16 protein-coding genes are annotated in these 19,041 nt (G+C 41.5%); 4 read left to right on the plus strand and 12 right to left on the minus strand.

All coding sequences use genetic code 11. From position 1 onward, the window contains the following. Positions 1 to 49: 49 nt before the first annotated feature. A complete protein-coding gene (pbpC, locus tag CTY47_RS14125) occupies positions 50 to 2,347 on the plus strand; it encodes a penicillin-binding protein 1C (protein WP_199163438.1) in 2,298 nt (765 codons plus the stop codon). A gap of 13 nt (positions 2,348 to 2,360) precedes the next feature. Here the strand turns inward: pbpC and nhaA are convergent, their stop codons facing one another. The 7 genes from nhaA to CTY47_RS14160 all read right to left on the minus strand — a co-directional run bounded on the left by nhaA (position 2,361) and on the right by CTY47_RS14160 (position 11,234). Continuing rightward, positions 2,361 to 3,707, minus strand: coding sequence for a Na+/H+ antiporter NhaA (nhaA, locus tag CTY47_RS14130; protein WP_099465520.1), 1,347 nt, complete (start codon positions 3,705 to 3,707; stop codon positions 2,361 to 2,363). 56 nt (positions 3,708 to 3,763) lie between these two features. Beyond that, complete coding sequence (locus CTY47_RS14135) at positions 3,764 to 4,975, minus strand: cation:proton antiporter family protein (protein WP_099465426.1); 1,212 nt, start codon at positions 4,973 to 4,975, stop codon at positions 3,764 to 3,766. 281 nt (positions 4,976 to 5,256) lie between these two features. Continuing rightward, a complete protein-coding gene (locus CTY47_RS14140) occupies positions 5,257 to 5,853 on the minus strand; it encodes an IMPACT family protein (protein ID WP_099465427.1) in 597 nt (198 codons plus the stop codon). 3 nt (positions 5,854 to 5,856) lie between these two features. Further along, a complete protein-coding gene (locus CTY47_RS14145) occupies positions 5,857 to 6,075 on the minus strand; it encodes a hypothetical protein (protein WP_099465428.1) in 219 nt (72 codons plus the stop codon). Between the two features lie 5 nt (positions 6,076 to 6,080). Further along, entirely contained in the window at positions 6,081 to 8,918 is a 2,838-nt protein-coding gene (gene uvrA / locus CTY47_RS14150) for an excinuclease ABC subunit UvrA (protein WP_099465521.1), read from the minus strand. A gap of 14 nt (positions 8,919 to 8,932) precedes the next feature. Then, a complete protein-coding gene (locus tag CTY47_RS14155; protein WP_394340719.1) occupies positions 8,933 to 9,898 on the minus strand; it encodes a lytic transglycosylase domain-containing protein in 966 nt (321 codons plus the stop codon). Next, complete coding sequence (locus tag CTY47_RS14160; protein WP_099465430.1) at positions 9,891 to 11,234, minus strand: T9SS type B sorting domain-containing protein; 1,344 nt, start codon at positions 11,232 to 11,234, stop codon at positions 9,891 to 9,893. Before CTY47_RS14160 ends, CTY47_RS14155 begins: the two co-directional genes overlap by 8 nt. 336 nt (positions 11,235 to 11,570) lie before the next feature. Here CTY47_RS14160 and CTY47_RS14165 point away from each other — a divergent pair, with 336 nt between their 5' ends. Beyond that, a complete protein-coding gene (locus CTY47_RS14165) occupies positions 11,571 to 13,370 on the plus strand; it encodes a PBP1 and LysM peptidoglycan-binding domain-containing protein (protein ID WP_099465431.1) in 1,800 nt (599 codons plus the stop codon). Further along, on the plus strand, positions 13,367 to 14,029 hold the full coding sequence (locus CTY47_RS14170; RefSeq protein ID WP_099465432.1) for a porin family protein: 663 nt from the start codon (positions 13,367 to 13,369) through the stop codon (positions 14,027 to 14,029). Before CTY47_RS14165 ends, CTY47_RS14170 begins: the two co-directional genes overlap by 4 nt. Before the next feature lie 127 nt (positions 14,030 to 14,156). Here the strand turns inward: CTY47_RS14170 and CTY47_RS14175 are convergent, their stop codons facing one another. The 5 genes from CTY47_RS14175 to CTY47_RS14195 form a co-directional block, all read right to left on the minus strand. Beyond that, on the minus strand, positions 14,157 to 14,624 hold the full coding sequence (locus CTY47_RS14175; RefSeq protein WP_099465433.1) for a DUF4293 domain-containing protein: 468 nt from the start codon (positions 14,622 to 14,624) through the stop codon (positions 14,157 to 14,159). A 76-nt stretch (positions 14,625 to 14,700) separates the two neighbouring features. Next, positions 14,701 to 15,033, minus strand: coding sequence for a DNA-directed RNA polymerase subunit omega (locus CTY47_RS14180; RefSeq protein WP_099465522.1), 333 nt, complete (start codon positions 15,031 to 15,033; stop codon positions 14,701 to 14,703). A gap of 23 nt (positions 15,034 to 15,056) precedes the next feature. Then, positions 15,057 to 15,866 carry an outer membrane protein assembly factor BamD gene (locus tag CTY47_RS14185; protein WP_099465434.1) on the minus strand — a complete coding sequence of 270 codons (810 nt, stop codon included), beginning with the start codon at positions 15,864 to 15,866 and terminating at the stop codon, positions 15,057 to 15,059. A gap of 66 nt (positions 15,867 to 15,932) precedes the next feature. Continuing rightward, positions 15,933 to 16,358 carry an amino acid-binding protein gene (locus tag CTY47_RS14190; RefSeq protein ID WP_099465435.1) on the minus strand — a complete coding sequence of 142 codons (426 nt, stop codon included), beginning with the start codon at positions 16,356 to 16,358 and terminating at the stop codon, positions 15,933 to 15,935. 22 nt (positions 16,359 to 16,380) lie between these two features. Next, complete coding sequence (locus CTY47_RS14195) at positions 16,381 to 17,682, minus strand: phenylacetate--CoA ligase family protein (RefSeq protein WP_099465436.1); 1,302 nt, start codon at positions 17,680 to 17,682, stop codon at positions 16,381 to 16,383. A gap of 173 nt (positions 17,683 to 17,855) precedes the next feature. On the opposite strand from CTY47_RS14195, the gene CTY47_RS14200 reads away from it, so the two are divergent. After that, the gene (locus CTY47_RS14200) at positions 17,856 to 19,025 is read left to right on the plus strand and encodes an MFS transporter (protein WP_099465523.1); all 1,170 of its coding nucleotides are present in this window, start codon (positions 17,856 to 17,858) and stop codon (positions 19,023 to 19,025) included. Positions 19,026 to 19,041: the final 16 nt, after the last annotated feature.

Genomic DNA, 19,041 nt, shown 5'->3' on the forward strand with positions numbered 1-19,041 from the left:
CAAACTACTTGTGAGCCTCGTTGCACTTTCGGGTATTCTATGGGGGATCATGTATATTATTGTTCCGCGCACTCTGTTTCCTGATATCTATTCTACACTACTTTACTCGGCCGAAGGGAACTTGTTAGGAGCACGTATTGCACCCGACGGACAATGGAGGTTTCCTGCAACAGACTCACTACCCGAGAAATTCGCCAAATGCCTGATAACTTACGAAGACAAAAGATTCTATTATCATCCGGGAGTAGACATAGTAGCGATAACACGTGCCCTCAAACTGAACAGCCAGGCCAAACGTATTATAAGCGGAGGGAGCACCCTTACCATGCAACTAGCACGTATTGCCAGAGGAAACAAACAACGGTCTTTTTATGAAAAAGGAGTAGAAATGTGTTGGGCTGTTTTTCTGGAAACAATCTACAGCAAAAATGAAATATTAAATCTATATGCTGCTCATGCCCCTTTCGGCGGGAACGTAATCGGAGCAGAAACCGCAGCCTGGCGATATTTCGGACGGAGTCTCGATAATTTATCATGGGCAGAATATGCAACATTGGCTGTATTGCCAAACTCACCGGCAATGATTCATCCCGGACGTAACCGTAAACAACTCAAAGATAAAAGAGACAAGCTTCTTGGTTTGTTAGTAAACCAAAATATCATTGACAGTACCGAATATGAACTGTCCTGCATGGAACCTCTACCGGATGCTCCTCTACCGTTACCCAATGATGCACCTCATTTATTAGAAAGACTGGCAGCGGATATGCCGGGTGAGCGCATCACCTCGTCGGTAAAACAAACATTACAACAGCAAGTGCAAGAAATGGTAAACCGTTATGCCTTAGAGTATAGTTCAAACCATATTAACAACTTAGCAGCCATTATTACCAATGTAGAAACAGGAGAAGTAATAGCATACGCCGGGAACGTTACTCTCAAAGGCGATGATAAGAAAGGAAATCAGGTAGATATCATTACTTCACCACGTAGCACCGGTAGCGTATTAAAACCTTTTCTTTACGCCGGCATGCTACACGACGGATTAATTTTACCTTCAACTCTGATTTCGGACGTTCCTTTAAATATAAACGGATTCATGCCCCAGAATTTTAATAAGACCTTCTATGGAGCCGTTCCTGCACATGTTGCAATAGAACGTTCTCTAAATGTGCCGTTAGTACGAATGCTATCCCAATACAACACCGGACGCTTTATGCAACTACTGAAAACATGGGGAATGACGACCTTACGTTTTCCCGAAGAACATTACGGAGCCTCCCTGATCCTGGGAGGAGCCGAAGGTACTTTATGGGACCTTACAGGCATATATGCCTCCATATCGCGAGTGTTGTCACATTACCGGAAATATAACGGAAGATATAATGCTGCCGACATACATCCTTTAAGTCCTTTTCCCGTAATAGAAAGAAATCCCGTACAATACGTTACTGATAAAAGGCTGACAGACATCCCTTCCCTTTCTGCTGCCTCTTTATGGTTTACGGCAGAAGCCATGTCCGCCCTAAACCGTCCGGAAGAAGAAGCCGACTGGCAACAATTTGAATCGATGAAAAAAATTGCATGGAAAACCGGAACAAGCTATGGAGGGCGGGATGCATGGGCTATAGGCTTCACACCTCATTACGCGGTAGGTGTCTGGGTAGGAAATGCGTCAGGGGAAGGACGTCCGGGATTGACAGGAGTAGGAAATGCAGCCCCTGTATTATTTGACTTGTTCTCCCTACTCCCGGGCAACGACTGGTTCGACATGCCTTACGACGAAATGGAACAAGTTGCTATTTGCAGGCATAGCGGTCACAAAGCTTCTGCTATATGTGAACAGGTTGACACACTATATATACCACGTTCCGGTAACAATACAACCGTATGTCCTTATCATAAACTGGTACATCTTTCTGCAAATGGCAAATACAGAGTAAACAGTTCATGTGAATCGATAAATAACATGATTACACGCTCATGGTTCATATTACCACCTTCACAAGAATATTATTATAAAAACTACCACATAGATTATATCCCGCTTCCTCCGTTTAAACCAGGATGCGAACAAGTACAAAGTCGCCAAATAGAACTGATTTATCCGGAACATAATGCCGTACTATTCCTGCCAAAGGGCTTTTCGGGTCAACAAGAGAAATTCGTATTCAAAGCCGCCCATGCCCGTAAAGAGGCAACAATATACTGGCACCTGGACAAGTCTTATTTGGGGGAAACAACCGGGAATCATCAGATTGCTTGCATCGTACCTGCCGGAAAGCATCTTCTCACCCTCATTGACAACTCAGGTAATCAACGAAAGATTATGTTTGAAGTAAAATAACAGGAAGGTATTATTACTCTTTAGGTAACATTTTCTTCAGCAACAAATAACCGCATAAACCGGAAATGAACGATCCGGAAAACACACCAAGTTTAGCCTGATTCAAAAGATCAATGCCTACAGGCGTATCCGAACCAAAAGAAAGGTTGGCAATAAACAAGGCCACCGTAAAACCGATTCCTCCCAACATAGACACACCCAGAAGTGTCCGTTTACTCATTCCTGTGGGCATAGAAACAATGCCGGATTTAACAAACAGATATGAAAAGGAGAATATTCCCACTGTCTTACCAACAAACAAACCGGCCAACACTGCCAACGGAACATTCAGCAACGTCTGCGGCTGAATATTGCCAAAGGTCACTCCGGCATTAACAAATGCAAACAAAGGAAGGATCAGGTAATTTACCAACGGATGAAGCTTATCGGCAATACTCTGTAACGGGCTGATTGTCTTATCCGCCAAAGAATGGATATTATTAAGTACCTGGATTTGAGTCGGAGTCAACACCGCCGCTTGCTTTGACTGTTTCACCTCCGTATAATCCAGCATATCCAAATACCCGGTCATGTCGCAAGTAAAATCATCCAGCTTAACCACCGGACGTGCAGGAACCGTAAATGCCACCAATACCCCGGCTATAGTAGGATGAACCCCCGATTCCAGAAATAACAACCACACAATAAAGCCGGCCACATAATAAAACAGACTATTATGAATCCCGAGCTTACCGCCAACATATAGCAATGCCAAAATAGCAATAGATATCAATAACGGCACGGAAGCAATCTCGCCACTATAAAATAAAGCAATAATAATAATCCCACCTATATCATCCACTACGGCCAAAGCCGTAAGAAAAATACGCATACTCAGCGGCACCCGTTTACCCAATAATCCTAAAACAGCCAAAGCAAAAGCTATGTCTGTAGCCATCGGGATTGCAGCACCTCTGGCCTCCGGCCCGGAACTACATACCAGTATATAAAACAGAACCGGAACTATCATACCTCCGCATGCCGCAATTACAGGAAGCAACGCTTTCCGTACGGAACATAGTTCCCCTATCAGTATCTCCTGTTTGATTTCGAGGCCAATCACAAAGAAAAAGACGGCCATCAGGGCATCATTCACAAAAGCCAACATGGACATCGGTTCTCCCTGGTGCGAAAAGAAATTGAATGTCCAAGCCTGCAAATTGATCGGAAAAGATAATAATTGGTGATACGTACCCTCCCAAGGGGAATTGGCCAAGATCATGGCTATAACAGTGGCCATAAACAGCAACAGACTAGCGTTCGTTTTTTGTATGGCAAAACGGCGCAACGGTTTAAGGATAACATGAATAGTACGGTCCATAAAAAATAAATTATGCGGAGATACACCATTGGGCGGATGCATCTCCGTATGTTTTTCTAACAACCCACAGCTTCGGCTTTTTCTGCTTGCTCCAGTTTATATGCGCTGCGTGTAAGTTTCTCTACCCAGACGACAAAGATACCTGTTAATATTAAATTAAACACAATAGTTAACACGGAAATTATAAGGGCGGGACCTCCCAGATTATAGCCTAATGCAATAAAGATAACCCCGGCTCCCACTTCTCCACGGGTAAACATACCTATCGAAAGCGCCAGGCGTTCACGCTTGCGCCGTTCGCGATAAAAGAAGATAGGAAACAGTTTTCCTATATTAGACAGGAAAGAAACAACCACTACGTGCAAAATAATCATAGGCCATGACATCATGGGTTGCGCCCCCGTAATAGTGGCCACTTCGGATGACTGTCCCGCAAAGTCAATACCCAGGAATACCGGCATGCTGACACCCACAAGAAACATAAAAAGGTAAGAAATAAGATCGGCCACACGATGTTCTACCTTTGTATCGATATGCTTATGCCTCATAATCATACCTACAACAAATGCAGGAAGAAGCACTTCTATGTGAATACTGCCGTCTTCACCATACATCTTTTTAGAGACCAGATAAATAATCTGCGTTATGGCAAAAGTAACGACGGCATAGGTCAAAATAGCCTTCCAATCCTGGCGCACATTATACGAACCCATTTTTTTCCATCCCAGAATAAGCAAAAGCACAACGACCAGAATAATAACGCCCAACTGCCAACGTAAGCCTATCATCATTATTTGCAAAGGTATCATCAGCAAGATAGTATCGAGGTCGTCAAAGATGGCCAACACTTGCACTTTCTTGTACACCCACGAAGCCTTCAGTCCTGCCGCAGCCAGCATGGTAAACAAGATGCCGGCAGAAGTAGGCGCGGCAAAACGGCTCAGCAATAAATTCTCTTTCCAGGCGTCCCATTGCCCCCAATACATTTCGGGAAGCAATATAAACATATAATATAACGCCACAAATATCCAGGGAAAAGCAGCTGTCGCCATTGCGATGAAATAGTCTTCGGTATATGATTTCCAGCGTGTCTTATCAATCTCGAACTCCCGGCCTACATTAATCATAATGAATGACAGACAAACAAAGAGAAAGGTATTAGACACTGTCTTTACCAATGAATAGTTATCACCTGCCAGAGAAGGCAATATTTGTGAAACAACCAATCCTAACACTAAAAAGAAAGAAAACAATAGTACTTTTTTCATTCGCAAATCTATTTTATTAATTGAAACAATTGATATATAAGTTTTGTTGATAACGGTTAGCCAAAGGGCTCCCCACTCTCCCCTCTCTACGCTTTCGCTTTAGGCTGTGAAGAGCTTCGCACCGTACGGTATAGAGCAATCTCCCTAGTAAGGGAGAACTTATCTCCCTAGGTAGGGAGAAATCATCTCGCTAGGTAGGGAGAAGTTATCCCCCTAGGTAGGGAGATGACTCCGTGCCCTACGGTGCAAAACATAGAATAGCCACAGTGGAGAGGTCCGGTTCATAGAAGCCGGGCTGTTTCCACCTTAAGCAGGCGGCTCTTGAGACGTTCTGCTTCTCCCAGACGGATACGGAGTGTCATTTCACAGTCCATGTCGAAGTGTTGGGAGATAATCACCGGATTATCTTCTTTTACAATACGCATGATACTGTTCAGGTAGGGATACTCAAAGACAACGGTAATATCTTCATCTACCGTTCGTTCTTCTATTTCGGCGGCAGCAATAGCTTCGGCGGCGGCTGTGCGGTAAGCTACAATGAGCCCGCTGGTGCCCAGCTCAATTCCTCCAAAATAGCGGACTACAATGATAAGGATGTCTGTCAGTTCGTTCGAATTGATCTGCCCGAGAATGGGCTTACCGGCCGTAGACGAGGGTTCGCCGTCATCATTGGCACGAAAGGTCTGACGATCCGTTCCAAGCATATAAGCCCAACATACGTGGCGGGCATCATAGTATTGCTTACGGTATTGCTCCAGTTGCATCTTCACGTCATCGACCGTACGCACCGGAATAGCATACGAAATAAAGCGGCTGCGCTTTTCTGTATAATATCCCTCAGCTACTTGTTTGATGGTTCTGTAACTGTCGTTTGCCATAAATTAATCAGGTATATGTGTTCTTTGTTCTTCGCGATAAGCGCGAAAGTCTTTCATTATCTCTTCAATTTCTTCTATAAAATAGGGATCTTTTACGTGCTTCTTCACAGCTTCAAAATAGGTTTCGATAGCAGGAAGCGCACAAATATCCTGTCCGCGCAACACGAAGTAAGGTTCATCCTTCTCGGCACATTGCTTTATCATTTGAATGGGATTCTTCATTCTGTTTACTTCTTTAGTTCTTCTTTTAAAAATGGAGCAGTAAAGCCTGCTTTGCTCGCAGCAAGAGCTTCGGGGGTGCCGGTAAACAAAACTTGTCCGCCGCGGCGGCCGCCTTCGGGTCCCATGTCTATTACGTAGTCGGCACTTTTGATAACGTCCAGGTTGTGTTCTATCACAATAATGGTGTTGCCCTTATCTACCAACTTATTCAGGACGCCCAGCAAGACGCGTATGTCTTCAAAATGCAGTCCGGTAGTCGGTTCATCCAGCACATACAGAGTGCGGCCCGTATCACGTTTGGACAATTCCGTTGCAAGCTTCACGCGCTGGCTCTCTCCTCCGGATAAGGTAGTAGAAGGCTGTCCGAGCTTAATATAGCCCAGGCCTACATCTTGCAAGACCTTCACTTTTGATAAAATAGAGGGGATGTTTTCGAAGAACTCCACCGCCATGTTGATCGTCATATCCAATATATCGGCTATGGACTTACCCCGGAAACGAACCTCCAGCGTCTCACGGTTATAGCGTTTGCCATGACAGTCTTCGCAAGGAACCAGCACGTCGGGCAGGAAATTCATTTCTATCGTCTTATATCCATTGCCTTTGCAGGTCTCGCAGCGTCCGCCGGAGACATTAAACGAAAAACGTCCGGGTTTATAGCCCCTCACTTTCGATTCCGGCAGGTCTACAAACAGGCTGCGTATATCTGAGAAGACGCCCGTATATGTTGCCGGATTGCTCCGGGGCGAACGGCCTATGGGCGATTGGTCTACGTTCACTATTTTATCAATATTGTCTATGCCCTCTACCGAATCGTAAGCCAACGGATCTTCCAATGAACGATAGAAATATTGACTCAGTATGGGTTGCAGAGTCCTGTTTATCAGAGTAGACTTTCCACTGCCGGAAACACCTGTCACACATATAAATGTGCCTAAAGGGAAAGTGACATCCACATTCTTGAGGTTATTCCCCTTCGCTCCTTTGATTGTTATAAATTGTCCGTTTCCTTTACGGCGTTCGGCGGGAATAGCAATTTCGGTCTTGCCATTCAGATAAGCCGAAGTAAGCGTATCCGATTTGAGCATCTCGGCTGGTGTTCCTTCAAATACCACTTCTCCTCCCAAACGGCCTGCTTTAGGTCCCATATCTACCACATAATCGGCATTGAGCATCATATCCTTATCATGCTCTACAACAATAACGGAGTTGCCTGTATCACGTAATTGCTTCAGGGAATTTATCAGACGGACATTATCCCGCTGATGCAAACCGATACTGGGTTCATCCAGTATGTAGAGTACATTTACCAATTGGCTTCCTATCTGGGTTGCCAAACGAATACGCTGGCTCTCTCCTCCGGATAAGGTAGCCGAAGCACGGTTTAACGAAAGATAATCCAAGCCTACATCCAACAGGAATTTCAGGCGCGAACGGATTTCCTTCAATATCTCCACCGCTATTTGCCGTTGTTTAGGATCAAGCCTGTCTTCCAGATCTTTTACCCATTCATTCAGTTCGGATATATCGAAAGCTGATATCTCGGCTATATTCTTTCCTGCGATAAGATAATGCAAAGCTTCCTGATTAAGTCTCTGCCCATTACATTCGGGGCAAACAGACATTTTGATAAACTGTCCGGCCCATTTCTGAGCAGAGGCGGAGGCTTCGTTCTCCTGTTGCATCATTATATATTTGGCAACTCCCTCGTATGACAGGAAATAGTTGGAATTACCCAAAGAATCGTTTTTTATCTGGAGACGTTCGTCCGTCCCGTTCATAATTTCATCTATCGCTTCTTCGGGAATATCCTTAACGGGAGTCTTGATAGTTACGCCATACTTATCGCAAATAGCTTCTATCTGCCAAAAGATAAGGGAGTTTTTATACTTTCCCAAAGCTACAATACCTCCGTTGTATATACTTAAAGAAGGATCAGGAACGATCTTCTCCATGTCCAGAAGGTTGACCTGCCCTAATCCTTTACACTTCGGACAAGCTCCCTGTGGCGAGTTAAATGAAAAGTTATGTGGTGCAGGTTCGCTATATGAAAGTCCGGTAGCCGGGTCCATCAGGCGGCGGCTATAATGACGTACTTCATTCGTATCGGCATCAAGTACAAGTATTAAGCCATCTCCCTGCTTCATGGCAATTTTCAGACTTTCTTTCAAACGACGCTCATCGGAAGCGGATACTACCAGCTTGTCTATAACGACCTCAATGCTATGCATCTTATAGCGATCCAGCTTCATGCCATGAAATATTTCCTTCAATTCACCGTCAACCCGGACATTAATGTATCCTTTCTTACGGATTTGCTCAAACAGTTCCTTATAATGTCCTTTACGATTACGCACTAAGGGAGCCAGCAAATAGGTCTTTTTGCCTTGATACCTTTCAAGGATTAATTGCAGAACCTGTTCTTCGGTGTACTTCACCATTTTCTCACCGCTCAGATATGAATAAGCTTCACCGGCACGGGCATAGAGCAAACGGAAAAAGTCGTATATCTCAGTTGTTGTACCTACCGTAGAACGGGGGTTTTTGTTTGTTGTCTTCTGTTCTATCGAGATAACCGGACTCAGGCCTGTTATTTTGTCAACATCTGGGCGTTCCATATTTCCCAGAAAATTACGGGCGTATGCAGAAAAGGTTTCCACATAGCGTCTTTGTCCTTCTGCAAAAATGGTATCGAATGCCAAAGAAGATTTTCCACTACCACTCATACCCGTAATAACGGACAATTTGTTACGTGGTATCTCTACATCTATATTTTTAAGATTATGAACACGGGCTCCCCATACGGAAATACGCCCACCCTCTAATTTATCTTGATTACTCATTCTTTTCTCTTCTTTCATTTCACCACCCAATCCGGATTATGGACTACGGTATTAGGTGTTTTATAGTACAAATCCTTTTCCTGTGGTATCTGTATTTTATATGTTGCGCCTCCTGTTATAAGTTTACGGTCGCGCAACCAGGGATTAAAGCGTTTTAAGTCGGCATAAGTAATACCGTGCTCTTTAGCAAAAACAGACAAATCGGGAATATCCGAAGATACAACAACTTCCGTACACTCAAAAGGTTTATACAAGTCTCGGGCACGAAGCACAAATCCATATTTGTACGGATTCTCAAATATCTGCTTTATAGCCATAATACGATACACATAACGGGTAGTTTCTTCCACTAGCCAAAGATCAAAAGTGTTATCGGCATCCTGTTTTTGCAATTCTCCCGAAATACGTCTCATACCGGCATTATATGATGAAGCCACAACAGCCCAATCTCCATATTTATTATATGCCGCTTTCAAATAGCGACAAGCAGCCTGAGTTGATTTCTCCACATTACAACGTTCGTCAACCGTAGGAGTAACCGAACAACCATATTGTTTAGCCGTCCCTTCCAATAACTGCCACATTCCAACGGCTCTTGCCGGAGAAGTTACGCGAGGATCCAGAAAGCTTTCTATCACGGCCAGATATTTAAAGTCGTCAGGGATATTATTTGCTTTCAAAATGGGTTCGATAATCGGGAAATAACGGTTTGCCCGCTTTATAAGTAACATTGTATTGGCATGAAAATAAGTGAAACTACTTAATTCCCTGTCAAACCCTTCCCGCATATTATACCGGGTAATATCGATCATTTTACCACAGAAAGGCACTGTATTAGGAATTTCCGGAGAAACAGTCATCGACGAAACAACAGGACGTTGCTCCATTTCCTTTTCCGAATCATTTGAACCTAAAGACAAACACGCTGTCAAGCAAATTAAGCTTCCAGCACAAAAGCTAATAACACTATTCTTAGTCATGAATCTGATCATCTATTGTTTTGGGGCGAAGAAGATTAATATCTCCGCTCTTTTTATATTTCTTACCATCCGAACCGGTTGCTTCTATCACATAGAAATAAACGCCGGGCGGAACATATTTTCCCCCTTTTTTACCATCCCATCCTTGCGAAGGATCAGTCCAATGAAACATTTGAGACCCCCAGCGGTTGAAGATGGTTCCGCTAAAACGGACTAATGATTTATAAACGACCTTAAATTCGTCGTTTATTCCGGGAGTTGTCCCCGGCGAAAATGCATTAGGTATATCAAGGAAAGATTCTGAAATTGATAATTGAATCTCTTCCATATCCGAACAAACACCCGTTCGGTCACTTACTTCCAGACGGGCTGTAAACTCTCCTGCCTGCTGGAATGTATATTCTATTTCTTCTCCCGGATAACGGATAATAGGTTCGATCTCTTCATCTTCCGAATTTCCATCCTGAGGAGTTTTATAAATAGTCCACACATAAATAGCCGCTACCGGATCATTCGCACGGGCAGTAAAACGGATAGTGACCGGTGCCGAAAATCCGTCCCCTGTAGTCGACATATTTAACGATTCGTCTGCAACAAAAGAGGAGTCTGCATACATTTCAATAGCAACAGCCTGATATTCCCCCGTACTTATAGACTTTTCAACATTAAAGTATTTGGCGAACTGGTCGCCTTTCAATAAAAAATCCGTATCACACAATGGAGCCGGCAAAGAAACAGAGAAAGGATCTGAAGTTGCCACCTTCTTCTCTATACGAGAAAACACTTTCAAATCTTTCGAATACTCCATCGTATTATAAACAATTTCAAATTCGCGCTTTACTTCACTCTCCGTTCCCGAAGGAGTACGATACGACAATTTATCCATCTCTGCCGTTCCTGTCAAACGCACTGCAGAGCAAGGGTTCCCTTTATCCGACACATATAAGCCGGATATGTTAAAAGCATGCTTACTATAATCGATAATCCACACATAACGTTGCTGTATAATGGCGGATTCACCCACAAAATAACCATAGCCGTCTTCTACATTCTGAATTATGGAAGTAGTACCGTTCTGAATACACGGAATTTTTTCTGCGTCCTGCATCCGGGTCTTATACCGGTACCATTGATGGGAAGTTGATGATGACGTGTAACTTATCTCTGTATTATTTACTCCATAAACCATATATACCTGCAAACGGTTCTTTGTATCATCTTCCGCAAGCATAGGTGTTCCTTTTCCGCCAGTCACGCGATATTGGGCGTGCGCAGCCAGAACAGCAAATAGTAAATAAATAATTACACCAGACTTCCTTAAAATTCCTTTTAACATATAGACTTCTTCTTAATCTCTGATATTGACACTTAAACAAGGCTCATATCAGGGGCTACAAAGATAGGGATTTTTAGAAACATTTATCCTATAAGTTAATAAACGATGTGTATGTTAGTGAAGAAATGCCCCCCTTTTATTTTACTTTAATTTAGGTAGGCATCTGCTCTTAATTGAGTAGGCATCTGTTCTTAAAAAGATTAGCGACCTGAATAACACAGATGCAGTTCGCAATTAGCAGAAGGTAGGAAAACCAATTTTACAATATTACAATATATTTCGTTAGTATTTTATACGGACATACATTATCTTTGTAGCAAATATTCTAAACAGCAAATGAATAAGATCAGCGTATACGTAGTAACACTTTTTTTCAGCTTCATCAGTGTATCTCTTTATTCACAGAGTAATCACAAAAAAGCTTCGACCATTTACGAACAAAGCGACGACATATTTTATCACACTATTGAACGAGGACAAACAGTATATGCCATTGCCACGATGTATGGCGTAAGTGTAGATAATATTTACCGCCTGAATCCGGAAAGTAAAGAAGGTATCAAAGCCGGTGCCGTATTAAGAATACCCCAAAAAGACACAGCCTCTTCTTCCGATAAAAATCTTGCCGGCAACTATACGTATCATACAATACAACCAAAAGAAACACTATATTCCCTATCTGTAAAATATGCTGTACCGGCAGAAAACATCATACAGGCAAACCCAGGATTGTCTACGTCAACCTTTAACATTGGTAAAATTATCCGTATCCCGGCAACAAAAATAGAAGCCTTGCCTACTACAGAAAAGAAAACTGTAACCAAAGAAATTGAGTACACTATCGAGAAAAAAGAAACAATGTACCGCATATGCAGGAAATTCAATATTTCCAGTAATGAACTAATCAAATATAATCCCAAATTAAAAAACGGAATAAAGGCTGGCATGGTTATCAAAATACCTGTACAATCCGAAGAAACAGTAACAGAGATGGCTGTTGCCCCAAAAGAGCATGATGTAAATGCCTTATTATCTACTCCGAAAGACATTAAACAGGTAGATATGATAAAGATAGCATTACTGCTCCCATTTATGACTAATGAATCCGTAGCTTCTGCCGCAACTTCCCGTTTTATTGAATACTATGAAGGCTTACTGCTAGCTGTAGACAGTATGCGCAATATGGGATGCAATATCGAATTGTCTGTGTATGACACTGGCAACGGAACTAAAAAATTAAATGAAATACTCAAGGAAGATGCTCTCAGAGATGCTAATTTGATCATTGGCGCCGTACAGAACGAACAAATTACTCCCGTAGCAAACTTCGCTCAAAAGCACAATATTAAATATATCATTCCTTTTACATCCAAAAACGATGACGTCTTGTCAAATGCATCCGTATTCCAGGTAAATACTCCTCATTCTTATTTGTATTCAAAAGCATCGCAAGCCGGATGCGACCTTTTTGCGGATTACAACATTATATTATTGGATATAAAAGACAAAGAAGAAAAAACTGATTTCATCAAAGCTTTTAAAGCGGAAATGAAAGGCCGCCAAATAAAATACAAGGAATTGCCATATCATGCTGAAACATTCCAAACAGACATAGAACAATTGATGAGTAAAGATAAACGTAACGTAGTCATTCCGACTTCCGGATCTTTAGACGCACTCAACAAAATAAAGTCACCGTTACGGATGTTAGCCGAATCAACACCGGAATATGGTATAACCCTGTTCGGTTACCCCGAATGGCAAACCTATACACGTGAATGCCTGGAAGATTTTTATGCCCTCAATACGTATATCTATAGTAATTTCTACGCTGACAATCTGGCAACCAACGTACAGAACTTTTATACCTCATATAAAACATGGTACAGCAAAAACCTTATTAATACTTTCCCCAAATACGGTATTTTAGGCTTTGACACCGGTATGTATTTTATAAGCGCTATTCATAAATACGGTGCCAATTTTGAAAACAATCTGGATAAGATTAAGTACGCCAGCATACAAACAGGATTTGATTTCCACCGCGTTAATAACTGGGGAGGATTCATCAATACAAACCTCTTCATTGTCCATTATAATAATGATTACACGGTAACACGGACTGAATTAAGATGATCAAGAAAATATTCACATTAGCCGCTTTGTTTTGGGTTAGTTACAATACGATCCACGCACAAGATAAATTCAAACAGGAACTGGCCATAGGTGCTAATTTCGGGACAACCTTTTCATCTGTTTCCTTCTACCCTAAAGTAAAAACCGGCATGTTAATGGGATATACCGGCGGTTTAACTGTACGATGGAATACAGAAGCATACGTAGGATTACAAGGCGAAGTCAATTTCACACAGCAGGGCTGGAAAGAGAGTTTCAAGGACGAACCTCAATACGAGTACAGCCGCACTATCAACTACATCGAAATACCCTTCCTGACTCATGTTTATTTCGGAAGCAAACGTTTCAAGGTATTTGTCAACCTTGGCCCTAAAATAGGTTATGCATTAAGCGAAAGTACAAAAGAAAACCTGAATGGTGCAGAACCTAATATTACAAACGAACAACACACTATGCCTATCGACAAAAAATTCGACTGGGGTTTATGTGGAGGGCCAGGACTTGAATTGCGCACAGGAATCGGTTATTTCTTACTTGAAGGACGTTACTATTATGCCTTAGGTGATATTTATAATAGTCGTAAAGCCGATTTCTTTTCTAAATCTTCCGGACAAATTATATCGGTAAAACTAACCTATTTGCTACCGGTTATCAAATAAAAGTCAGAACTTTCCCTAATAATTCAAATGGTCAAAAAGACATGTCTTTTGTAAATAAAAAGTCCCGTCTTAACACTTTAAACGAGTTGAGTGTAAGGCGGGACTTAGTATATCTATATCTTTTTTCTTATCTCAGTCTATCCAATGAGCGAACCAACGTTTCGTCTGCTCCGATATTACGGATAGCCAAATAGTCCAAAATCAGATTAATTAAAGGAAATGCCAATGCTATCTTAACAGCAAATACCATATCTTCCTCTCCCACTTGATTTTTTACATTCCATACAAAAAAGGCAAACAAGGCATAAAAACCGACCATCAAAAGAGCGTTAAATATACACAAACGTATTTGCAGCATTCTTTTTCTAAACAAAAATATAGTAATCAGTGCTATTAAAGCAATAATTGCAGTCAACGCAAAAAGCCCCCACGTCGGATAAATCAGTTCAGACGGAACAGCCATTGTATTAACACCCATAGCATCAAAGGATAATAACATATCTCCTACCTGAAGAACGGCAAGAGGCAAAAACAATGTGGCTATAGTTAATGCCACAATAATAAGCAAATAAACAGTTTGTATTCTCTGCAACATGATATTTAGTCTTTTAAATGGAAAGGCCGACTCTTACCGGGTCAGCCTTTCCGTTGTCTGTAACATCAAATTCTTATTAGAAGTTATTTTTTTCTTTAGCAGGGTTCTTATAATAAACCTTACCTTCTTCATACTCCTGGGCTGCGATCAAAGTCGATTTAGGAAGCTTTTCATAATAACGCGAAATTTCAATCTGTTCTCTGTTTTCAAAAACTTCTTCCAAATTATCGTTGTAAGACGCAAATTCCTGAAGTTTCTTTTCCAGATCCTGTTTCATTTCAACACTAATCTGATTAGCTCGCTTAGAGATAATCATTACCGTTTCGTATACATTACCCGTATCTTCGGACAATTTCATCATGTCGCGGGTTACTGTATTCGCAGGAGCATTTGATTTTCTGTAATCCATATTCGTTTTATTGATTAATTTCATTAATATGCATCTGAAATGCGTTTGCTGGCGTAATCATAGAATTTCTGTACCTGTTTTACATACTTTCCTTCCGGATATTCGTTCATATAATTGTAGTATTCGTCAACAACTTCACGATAACGACCCTGCAACTTTTCTTCTACACTGACTAAAGCCAGTTCATACTTTGAACGAATAATAAGATACATAAACTCTTCACGATACTTTGAGTAAGGATAATCTTTCAAAGCATTCTGCGAAGTAATTACGCACGATAAATAATTGTTGCCCAAATAAGTACCCAAATTATAGTACAATCTGGCAGCCAACAATTCCTTATAAGCTAACTTTTCCTGCAGTTCGAACATAATCTTTTGTGCTTCTTCGGCACGTTCGCTCTGAGGATAATACTCTAAATAAAGCTGCAACTGTTCAATAGCCTTATACGTCTGACTCTGGTCCAACCGGGGATCAGGAGAATCCAGATATAAACCATATCCAGAATAATACCGGGCTAATTCGGTATACTCACCTTTCGGATAAGTCGTGTAATAAGTCTGGAAGTATTGTGCAGCCGTTTGATAATCTTTTTGGCCATAATAGCTTTGTGCCAACAAATACAAAGATTCCTCGGCATAAGCAGTTCCCTTAAAGATTGTAACCAGTTCCTCCAACAAAGTAGCAGACTTTGAATATTGCTTCGCATTGAAATACTTCTTTGCGTATGAATATTTGAGTTCATAGTCCGTACTTTTCAAAATCTTATTATATTCTCCGCAAGAAGATAATAAGACTGTAATCATCATCAATAGAAATACAACCTTTTTCATTCACATACTTTTAGCGCGCAAAGTTAGTGCTTCCTAGCAAATAAACGAAACGCAAAACGTTAATATTTATAACTTATACAAATCACTGGCTGCAATCAGCTCCAGTTTATTAGCTTTCAGAACCTCTGCACACTTTTCTACATTATCCGGACGAATAATAACATTTGCCGCATCTCCTTGTGAAAAAGCATACATATATTCAATAAAAATTCCTGCCGATGTAATTATGTCCATAGCTTTAGCCAACGCTCCCGGCTGATTAGGGCAATGTAAGCAAACTACTTCAGCAACACTCACTGCATACAACTTATCACGCAATACTTTAATTGCTTTATCCGTATCTGACACTATTAAGCGGAGGATTCCAAAATCGGAATTTTCAGCAACCGTAAATGCAGACATATTTATACCTGCTTCGCCCAATATCTTAGCTACTTCAGTAAAACGGCCTTTCTTATTCTCCAGAAAGATAGATAATTGTTTAATTAACATAGTACTTTAATCTTTAAAGGGGTTAAACTAACTTACGATTGTCTATCACGTGCTTGGCTTTGCCCATGCTTCGCTCAATGCTACGCGGTTCCACAATCTTAATATCAGGCTGCAAACCGATCACGCTTTGCATGCGGTTGGCAATCTTTTTCTTCAGGGCAATCATTTTATTGATCTCATCCGAATAATATTCCTGGCGCACCTCCACCTGTATCTGGAAAGTATCCGTATTGTTCACACGGTCTACTACAATCAAATAATGCGGTTCGAACTCCGGAAGTTCCAAAATTACGGATTCTACTTGAGATGGGAAAACATTTACGCCACGAATAATCAACATATCGTCACTTCGTCCTAAAATACGGTTCATTCGAACAGCTGTACGGCCGCAAGCACATTTTTCATAGATCAGCGATGTAAGGTCTCGCGTACGATAACGTATCATCGGCATACCTTCTTTGGTCAGGGTGGTAAATACCAATTCGCCTACTTCACCCGGTGCTACAGGCTGCAAGGTCTGCGGATCAACTATTTCAGGAAAGAAATGGTCTTCCCATAAATGCGTACCGTTCTGACATTCACACTCGCCCCCTACTCCCGGACCACATATTTCAGTTAGTCCGTAAATATCATAGGCTTTTATATTCAACTTTTCTTCCAGTTCTTTACGCATATTTTCGGTCCACGGTTCTGCACCAAACACACCTACTCTCAATTTAAATTCTTCCAAAGGAATACCTGATTCGCGGATTGTTTCTGCCAGATAAAGGGCATAAGAGGGTGTACAAGCCAAACCTTTTGCGCCAAAGTCGTGCATCAACTGGATTTGTTTTTGCGTATTACCGCTGCTCATCGGAATAACGGTTCCACCTATATTCTCTACTCCGGCATGAGCCCCCAACCCTCCGGTAAACAAACCATAGCCATAGGAAACCTGCACTGCATCATTCTTTGTCAAGCCATAAGCGATCAGACATCTTGCTACAACTTCAGCCCAAACTGACAAATCTTTACGGGTGTAACCTACCACAATAGGCTTTCCTGTAGTGCCGGAAGAGGCATGCAGACGAACAATCTCAGACATCGGAACTGCCATTAAGCCGAATGGATAGTTATCCCGAAGATCTTGTTTAACTGTAAAAGGGAGCTTGGCTATATCATCAATTGATTGAATATCATTAGGTGTTATTCCCATCTCCTGCATCTTTTTGCGGTAAAAAGGACTATTATGATATACGTGTTCAACAACCCGTTTCAACCGGATACTTTGTAATTTCCGCATCTCTTCGCGGTCCATGCATTCAATTGTTTCGTTCCAAATCATGGTATCAGACTATTTTTTCGTTATAATTTACTACTGTTTATTCAAAAATTAATAGCATAAGCCGGTCGCAAAGTAACAACTTTTTTTACATCCTGCCTCCTAAGCTGGAAATAAATACGATTTAAATTGCTACTTTTGCAGCTGAAATGCCGGTTTTCACGCTTAATAACGACATGAGAAGAAACATCCTTGCTCTTTATCTGATCAAGCTATCCAAATGGTTCAGCCTGGTAATGCCTATAATTGTGTTGTTTTATGAAAAACATGGGCTTGGCTTACAGGATGTCTTTGTTCTCAAAAGTGTTTATTCTGTTGCGGCTGTAGCTTTAGAAATACCGTCGGGTTATCTGGCGGATGTCTGGGGAAGACGTAAGTGCCTAATATATGGATGCTTTCTATTTTTCGGAGGTTATTTATGTTATTCTTTCACTTCCACATTCCATGCTTTCCTTATTGCCGAAATATTACTGGGTGTGGGGCAGACATTAGTAAACGGGGCAGACTCCGCTTTGCTATATGACACCACCTTACATTATAAAAAAGAAGAATTATATCTACGCTACGAAGGGCGTATCACCATGATCGGCAACTTTGCGGAAGCAATTGCAGGTATATTCGGAGGTTTACTGGCCGCCTATTCTTTGAGATTTCCATTTTATATACAGGCTGTTATTGCCTTTTCGGGCATTCCGGCCGCTTTGGCATTAAAGGAGTTCAACATAAAAAACAAGATACAAAACCCGGTTTCCGAGATCATACGGATTATAAAATACTCCCTGATAACTAACAGGCCGCTTTGCTATAATATTATGTTCTCCGGCATTATCGGGGCTGCCACTCTCACGATGGCTTGGCTCGTACAACCCCTATTGATGCATTTGGAAACGCCTACATCCTACTACGGTGTTATCTGGACTGTCTTAAACCTTACCGTAGGTTTTGCCGCCTTATATTCAGACCGCGTAGATCGTTATTTCGGGTTAAAAAAAATGGGAATACTGATTCTCAGCGTTATCATCGGAGGTTACGTAGCTCTAGCCTTCAATCTTACATATGCAGGGCTCGCTATCTTGTTTATATTTTATATTTTCAGAGGGTTTGCCACACCTATCCTCAAAGGATATATCAATCAGATGACATTTTCCGAAATGCGAGCCACCGTACTCTCTATCCGCAATTTCATTATCCGTCTGATGTTTGCCGCAATTGCTCCGTTCATCGGTTGGATAAATGATATCTATTCGCTGCAAATAGCCTTACTGTCTTCTGCTGTTATTTTATTTATTCCGGGAGCAATCTTTCTTGGATTACAGCTAAAGTATACCTCTGCAAAACAACAATAAACAGACAATATATTCT

The organism is Parabacteroides provencensis (assembly GCF_900232875.1).
Taxonomy (GTDB): Bacteria; Bacteroidota; Bacteroidia; order Bacteroidales; family Tannerellaceae; genus Parabacteroides; species Parabacteroides chinchillae.

Coding starts and splice junctions, on each gene's coding strand:
- pbpC (WP_199163438.1), top strand. CDS start 50: ATGTATATTATTGTTCCGCGCACTCTGTTTCCTGATATCTATTCTACA.
- nhaA (WP_099465520.1), bottom strand. CDS start 3,707: ATGGACCGTACTATTCATGTTATCCTTAAACCGTTGCGCCGTTTTGCC.
- CTY47_RS14135 (WP_099465426.1), bottom strand. CDS start 4,975: ATGAAAAAAGTACTATTGTTTTCTTTCTTTTTAGTGTTAGGATTGGTT.
- CTY47_RS14140 (WP_099465427.1), bottom strand. CDS start 5,853: ATGGCAAACGACAGTTACAGAACCATCAAACAAGTAGCTGAGGGATAT.
- CTY47_RS14145 (WP_099465428.1), bottom strand. CDS start 6,075: ATGAAGAATCCCATTCAAATGATAAAGCAATGTGCCGAGAAGGATGAA.
- uvrA (WP_099465521.1), bottom strand. CDS start 8,918: ATGAGTAATCAAGATAAATTAGAGGGTGGGCGTATTTCCGTATGGGGA.
- CTY47_RS14155 (WP_394340719.1), bottom strand. CDS start 9,898: ATGACTAAGAATAGTGTTATTAGCTTTTGTGCTGGAAGCTTAATTTGC.
- CTY47_RS14160 (WP_099465430.1), bottom strand. CDS start 11,234: ATGTTAAAAGGAATTTTAAGGAAGTCTGGTGTAATTATTTATTTACTA.
- CTY47_RS14165 (WP_099465431.1), top strand. CDS start 11,571: ATGAATAAGATCAGCGTATACGTAGTAACACTTTTTTTCAGCTTCATC.
- CTY47_RS14170 (WP_099465432.1), top strand. CDS start 13,367: ATGATCAAGAAAATATTCACATTAGCCGCTTTGTTTTGGGTTAGTTAC.
- CTY47_RS14175 (WP_099465433.1), bottom strand. CDS start 14,624: ATGTTGCAGAGAATACAAACTGTTTATTTGCTTATTATTGTGGCATTA.
- CTY47_RS14180 (WP_099465522.1), bottom strand. CDS start 15,033: ATGGATTACAGAAAATCAAATGCTCCTGCGAATACAGTAACCCGCGAC.
- CTY47_RS14185 (WP_099465434.1), bottom strand. CDS start 15,866: ATGAAAAAGGTTGTATTTCTATTGATGATGATTACAGTCTTATTATCT.
- CTY47_RS14190 (WP_099465435.1), bottom strand. CDS start 16,358: ATGTTAATTAAACAATTATCTATCTTTCTGGAGAATAAGAAAGGCCGT.
- CTY47_RS14195 (WP_099465436.1), bottom strand. CDS start 17,682: ATGATTTGGAACGAAACAATTGAATGCATGGACCGCGAAGAGATGCGG.
- CTY47_RS14200 (WP_099465523.1), top strand. CDS start 17,856: ATGAGAAGAAACATCCTTGCTCTTTATCTGATCAAGCTATCCAAATGG.